Genomic DNA, 5059 nt, shown 5'->3' with positions numbered 1-5059 from the left:
AAGCGGGCCGGCAGGCGCGGCATGGCGGCTGTCCTTTGGCGGGGACGCCCCAGCCTAGCCGCTCACCCGCTCCGCCGCCTCACCTCAAGGAAATGGCCAAAGTCGAGCTTAGTGTCCATCCGAGAACAGGCTTTGCCGAATCAGTCATTTGCCGTCGGCGGCTGAACCTGCGCGTCCCCGTGCCGGTCATGGGCTACTATGGCGAGTTCGCGCGCGGTCTGATTGTAAGTCACTGAGAAGCGGCCGCTTGTTCCCGGACGGACACTTAGCCAGAAGCGACGGACCATTCGTATGCGAATGGATTTCCGCTGCTGCGCATGCGCTGCGGTCAATCTCATCGCATGACGGGTCCCCGCTCATCGCCGGAGATTTCTTTCCCGTAAACCCTCGCCTCGGAGCTTCTGATGAGCAAAGTCGCAATCATCGGATCAGGCATCACAGGCGTTACCACGGCCTATGCTCTGCTCGAACGGGGGCATTCAGTCACCGTTCTGGACCGCCAACGCTACGCTGCGATGGAGACATCTTTTGCCAACGGAGGGCAGCTCTCGGCCAGCAACGCGGAGGTATGGAACAGCTGGGGCACGATCCTAAAAGGCGCGAAATGGGTGCTTCGGCATGACGCTCCACTGCTCCTCAACCCGCGCCCCAGCGTCCATAAATATTCCTGGTTGGCAGAGTTCATCGGGCACATCCGCAATTACCGCGCGAACACCGTCGCAACCACAAAGCTCGCCATCGAAGCCCGTAGGCATCTTTTTGCCATCGCCGAGAAAGAAGGGATCGACTTTGATCTGGAACGGCGCGGTATTCTACACATCTACCGCGACAAAGCCGGCTATGAAGCGGCGTCCAGGGTCAACGATCTTCTGCGCGAAGGTGGTCTCGACCGCCGAGGAGTCACGCCCGAGGAGATGCGGCAGATCGAGCCGACCATCCACGGCTCCTACTACGGGGGCTTTTTCACGCCTTCCGATTCGACCGGCGACATTCATAAGTTCACGCGCGGACTGGCGGACGCCTGCGTGCGCCGTGGCGCCCGCTTCATCTTTGAAGCCGACGTGACCGGCATAGCCCATAGCGGGCACAACATAACCGTGCTTTGGCGAGGCCCAGATCGTGCCTCCCCGGAAGAAAGCCTGCAAGTCGATGCCGTCGTGGTCTGCGCTGGTGTGGCGAGCCGGCATTTTGCAACAATGCTGGGGGACCGCCTCAATATCTACCCGGTCAAGGGTTACTCTATCAGCGTCCACCTCGAGGACACGAGGAGCCAAGCCGCAGCGCCAACGGTGAGCTTGCTCGATGATCAGACCAAGATCGTCACCAGCCGCCTTGGCCGCGACCGCCTCCGGGTCGCGGGCACTGCAGAATTCAACGGCGAGAACCGCGACATCCGTGCCGGTCGCATCAAGCCACTCGTCGCCTGGACGCAGGAGTTGTTTCCCGACGTCAGCACGGCCCATGTGGTGCCTTGGGCCGGTTTGCGGCCCATGACGCCGAGCCTTATGCCGCGGATCGGAACGGGAAGCCGTCCCGGTGTCTTCTATAACACCGGTCATGGCCACCTCGGGTGGACTCTCTCAGCGGCTACCGCGCAGATGGTGGCCGATGCCGTGCACGCCAAAGTCGCGAGCAATCACGCCGAGTACGCCGCCTGATTCCTTCTATGCAGCGAAGCATGCTGGTATGCTCCTGCGCCGACCGGCTCCCCGGCAGCGCAATCGCGGTCAGAAAAACTGGCGCAGCAGTCGGTTGATCTCGACCGCGGCGACTTCGATGTCGCGCGCCGTGCTCCGGATGTCCTCCAGCGGCCACGCGTTCGCAGCCATGCTACGCGAGGGTGCGCCCAAGAGCCTGTCCCGTTTAGTCCTCAAATCGACGTACCGTCTTGCTATCCGAAGCACCTGCGCAGGAAATTCCTCGCCGGCCGGCGCTTGGAAAGCGGCGCGCTCAAGCTCCCCGATAAGCTGTTCCCAAGGAAGGTTCGGGGGCATTAGGCAGAGGCGGCCGGTGAGCCCTCGCCGCATGCGTTCGGCCGAAATGTCCAATTGTGCAAAGTTATAAACGACGCGACCGAGGGCATATATAAGGTCGTCCGACGCAGGTAAGGTCCACCTGGGTGTTGCGGTCTGCCCCAACATCCCTGCCTTGGTGCTAGATTCAGGAAGGTGCTGCCGCATTCCAATGCTGGAGGCGGAGTGGCATCCCGACGTGCCCGACCGCTCCGCTGCCGGCTCTTGTGTCATCCGAATCATACATCCCGGGCTTCGAACAAAGGCGACCGGCCCACCCCCGGCTCCGCCGTGATCTCGTCGGTGATGACGCGGAAGCCCGCAAGGGTGCAGGGGCCGAAGGTGGTGGTGAGCGCCACGTCGGTCGCATCGCGCCCGCGCGCCATCAGGATGCGGCCGATGCGGGGAAAGTTGTGCCGCGCGTCGAAGGTATGCCAGTGGCCGCCGAGATAGACCTCGAACCAGGCGCTGAAATCCATCGGCGCGTCCGATATCGGCACGCCGATATCGCCGAGATAGCCGGTGCAGTAGCGCGCCGGGATGTTCATGCAGCGGCAGAGCGTGACGGCCAGGTGGGCGAAGTCGCGACAGACGCCGCGGCGGTCCGTGTGGCCGCCATGCGCGGTGCGGGTCGGATCGGCATGCTCGTAGCCGAAGGTGATGCGGTCATGCACGTAGTCGCAGATCGCCTGCACCCGCGCCCAGCCCGGGGGCGTGCCGCCGAACAGCGACCAAGCGGTGTCGGAAAGGCGATCGGTGTCGCAGTAGCGGCTGCCAAGCAGGAAGACCAGAACGTCGTCCGGCAGATCCTGCACGGGGTGCTGCATCGCTTCCGGCACCATCGCGTCGGGCGTCCCGGGATCCTGCACCAGGAACTCGGCCGTCATGGTCAGCCGCCCGGCCGGCGCGAGGATGCGAGTGACAATGTTGCCGAAAGAGTCGCGGTAGTCGGACGCGCCTATCCGCGGATCGAAGGCGATGTGATGCGGCCCAATCACGTCCTGCATGCGGGACGGATGCACGCTGAGGGCCAGCAGCATGGGCGTCGGTTGCGGGCAGTCATAGGCGATCTCAAAGCCGGCGCGGATCTGCATAGTGCGGTCTCCCTGGGGTCAATCAAGGCACGGCGACGCGGGCGTGAGCCGCGGGGGGCGGTGTGGCGTCGCCGGTGACAGAGACGTCCACGGTCATGCCGAGGCTGTCGGAGGGGAAGCCGGTCCAGGTTCCGGACAGCGGGAGGGCGTGGGCTGGGTCGCGCGCCACGGCCACGCGGATCAGGTCGCGGTTGCCGACGATGCCGTTCGTGGGGTCGAACTCCACCCAGCCAGCGCCGGGCAGGTAGATCCGCACCCAGGCGTGGGTGGCGCCGCCGCCGACATGTCCCTTACCACCGTCGACCGGGCTGTAGAGGTAGCCGGAGACGAAGCGAGCGGCGAGGCTAAGGGAGCGCGCGGCTTCCATCATCAGCACGGCGAAGTCGCGGCAGGTGCCACTGCCGAGCTTCAGCGTCTTGACTGGGTCTTGGATGCCGCGCTCTTGACGTGGGATGTAGGATAGCTCGCGCTTGATGCCGTGGGTCATGGCTTCCAGCAGGTCGAGGGTGCCGGTCGGACCGTCCCTACTCAGGAAGCGCCGCGCCCAACGGTCCACCGCGCGTTCGTCGTCGCGGTAGTGCCGTTCAATCGACCGGGCGAGGTCGGGGATTTCTTCCAGGCTGTAGGCGAAGGGGAAGGTCCGGGCGTAATCCTCGATCTGGAAATCGAGCGCCTGGTGCGGGCGATGGTCTAGGTGAATAACGCTCTCGAAGCGCAACTCCTTGGCGCGCTTGGCGAAGCGGGCGATGGCGACGCTGTTGCCATAGACGTCGTGCAGCCAGCGCAACTCGGAGGGCTTCGGGGTGATATCGAGCCGCGCCTCCAACAATCGTTGGTCATGGCCCTCGCGCGGGCGGAGCATCATGCGATGCTCGCCGAAAGCGACGGACTGCTTGTAACGGTACGTCGTGACGTGTTGCACGGTGAGCAAGGGCATGCGGGCGGTGCTTCAGCTCTGGGTTTGCGACTTGGCCGCTCCGAAGTAGGCAGTGGAGAGGTCATCGGTGGCGGCGATCAGTCGGCGCTGCACTTGGTCGAGGAACTCGTGCAACCCACCAACGATCACCGCCTCTATGGAAAGCGCACCAAGTGAGACGCGCAGCGCACGCAGCCCCTGAGCCGCGGCCGCGGCACCCGGCAGAGCGTGGCGATCGCGCAGCACGCCGAGCAGCCGGTCCGCCTCACCGACACAGAAGGTAACGGCGCGCGGGAAATGCGGGTGCAGCAGCAGGAAACCGGCAACACCCGCAGGCGTAACGCCGCCCGCAACTACACGCAGATAAGCGTGGTGTGCCGCCGCTGAGCGTAGCACCACATCCCATTGTCCGATGTCAATTTGAGAGCCGACATCGCCGGGGCTCGGCAGTAAAGCATGGTACTTGAAGTCGATCAGCCGCGTGGTCTGGTCGGCGCGCTCGATCATTCGGCCGAGGCGGTAGATGTAGGAGCTCTGGTCGCGGTGCAACGTGCCATCAGTGATACCAGTATGGGTCTGGCAAGCCTCTTTGATCCGATTGAGCAAGCGAGTGAGATTACCGGGCCTCAGCGCCCCAGGCTCCAGCTCGCTGAGCCATTTATGGAAGACATTGAGCTGTGCCCACATCTCGGTTGATATCAAAGGCCGGAGGGCGCGCGCATTTTCACGTGCAGCCGCAATAGCACTTACAATCGACGTCGGGTTCGCACGGTCGATTATTGATCCGGCCTGGGCGATCTTGAATTAGGCGGCGTAGCGAAAAGTCTTGTGCTCGAAGAAGCTGCGGACGCGGTCGGGCAGCTTCGAGAGCCTGCGCATGTGCCCGACGACGGCGCGCTTGAGCTGCGCCTTGCTGCGCGCCGGCTCCTTGCGGGTCACCGCCTGCTTCAGGTCGCCGTTGAGCCCCTCGTCCGGGTTCAGCTCCGGGCTGTACCCTGGGAGGTGGAACACCTCGATCTCGGCCTCACGCCCGACGA

The 5059-nt window shown here is 64.1% G+C and carries 5 protein-coding genes; 1 reads left to right on the top strand and 4 read right to left on the bottom strand.

Annotated features, from left to right (window positions below; translation table 11 throughout):
• The first annotated feature begins 404 nt into the window (after positions 1 to 404).
• Entirely contained in the window at positions 405 to 1658 is a 1254-nt protein-coding gene (locus tag E2C06_RS35280) for a D-amino acid dehydrogenase (RefSeq protein WP_133293213.1), read from the top strand.
• Positions 1659 to 2251: 593 nt separating this feature from the next.
• Here E2C06_RS35280 and E2C06_RS35275 read toward each other — a convergent pair.
• From E2C06_RS35275 to E2C06_RS35260, 4 genes are all read right to left on the bottom strand, one after another.
• A complete protein-coding gene (locus tag E2C06_RS35275) occupies positions 2252 to 3106 on the bottom strand; it encodes a transglutaminase domain-containing protein (protein ID WP_133293212.1) in 855 nt (284 codons plus the stop codon).
• 22 nt (positions 3107 to 3128) lie between these two features.
• Complete coding sequence (locus tag E2C06_RS35270) at positions 3129 to 4043, bottom strand: transglutaminase family protein (RefSeq protein WP_133293211.1); 915 nt, start codon at positions 4041 to 4043, stop codon at positions 3129 to 3131.
• Between the two features lie 12 nt (positions 4044 to 4055).
• On the bottom strand, positions 4056 to 4799 hold the full coding sequence (locus E2C06_RS35265) for an alpha-E domain-containing protein (RefSeq protein ID WP_277751919.1): 744 nt from the start codon (positions 4797 to 4799) through the stop codon (positions 4056 to 4058).
• Positions 4800 to 4826: 27 nt separating this feature from the next.
• Positions 4827 to 5059: transposase (locus E2C06_RS35260; protein ID WP_193560539.1), on the bottom strand; the 233-nt coding region annotated here is incomplete at its 5' end.

This window comes from Dankookia rubra (assembly GCF_004355005.1).
In the GTDB taxonomy this organism is placed as follows: Bacteria; Pseudomonadota; Alphaproteobacteria; order Acetobacterales; family Acetobacteraceae; genus Paracraurococcus; species Paracraurococcus ruber_A.
Note: the sequence above shows the minus strand (reverse complement) of the source record. Positions and strands in the feature narration are given on the sequence as shown.

Coding starts and splice junctions, on each gene's coding strand:
- E2C06_RS35280 (WP_133293213.1), top strand. CDS start 405: ATGAGCAAAGTCGCAATCATCGGATCAGGCATCACAGGCGTTACCACG.
- E2C06_RS35275 (WP_133293212.1), bottom strand. CDS start 3,106: ATGCAGATCCGCGCCGGCTTTGAGATCGCCTATGACTGCCCGCAACCG.
- E2C06_RS35270 (WP_133293211.1), bottom strand. CDS start 4,043: ATGCCCTTGCTCACCGTGCAACACGTCACGACGTACCGTTACAAGCAG.